The 647-nt window shown below is 48.2% G+C and carries 2 protein-coding genes; both read left to right on the top strand.

Going from position 1 to position 647, the window contains the following annotated elements:
* The coding region (traV, locus tag RTW80_RS26765; protein WP_312721118.1) for a type IV conjugative transfer system lipoprotein TraV at positions 1–248 on the top strand (248 nt) is incomplete at its 5' end.
* Positions 249–382: 134 nt separating this feature from the next.
* Positions 383–604 (top strand): conjugal transfer protein TraR, encoded by a 222-nt coding sequence (gene traR / locus RTW80_RS26770; protein WP_001278689.1) that lies wholly within the window; start codon positions 383–385, stop codon positions 602–604.
* Positions 605–647: the final 43 nt, after the last annotated feature.

Consider the following 647-nt stretch of genomic DNA (forward strand, 5'->3'; position numbering starts at 1 on the left):
TGACAGCACATCCGGAGCAGAAACTGCTGGCACCTCGCCCGCTGTTTACCGCTGCCCGGGAAGTGAAAACGGTTGTTCCGGTCAGTTCAGTTACGCCGGTAACACCTCCTCGTCCGCTAAGAACGGGTGAGCAGACGGCAGCATTATGGATAGCGCCTTATATTGATAACCAGGATGTTTATCATCAGCCATCCAGCGTGTTTTTTGTTATTAAACCGTCTGCGTGGGGAAAACCACGTATTAATTAACTGGCCCTGAAGTTGTATATCAGCCGGCAATGCCGGCGGGCTTTCTGTATTCAAAATCTGCCTGTAAAACGAGTGCCCTGTGCGTGAAAAGGGATGGGCGGTAGCGTGTCAGAACATGTCGGGAGGAATATTCCGTGAGTGATGAAGCCGATGAAGCATATTCAGTGACAGAACAACTGACCATGACAGGAATAAACCGGATACGCCAGAAAATAAATGCTCATGGTATTCCTGTTTATCTCTGTGAAGCATGCGGAAATCCTATTCCGGAAGCCCGGCGGAAAATATTTCCCGGTGTGACGTTGTGCGTTGAATGTCAGGCGTATCAGGAAAGACAGAGAAAACATTATGCATAAGTCAGTCGCAGAACATAGTGATTTAATTCCGGATGAACATGAG

It is taken from the genome of Escherichia sp. AM3, assembly GCF_032029835.1.
Classification (GTDB): domain Bacteria; phylum Pseudomonadota; class Gammaproteobacteria; order Enterobacterales; family Enterobacteriaceae; genus Escherichia; species Escherichia coli.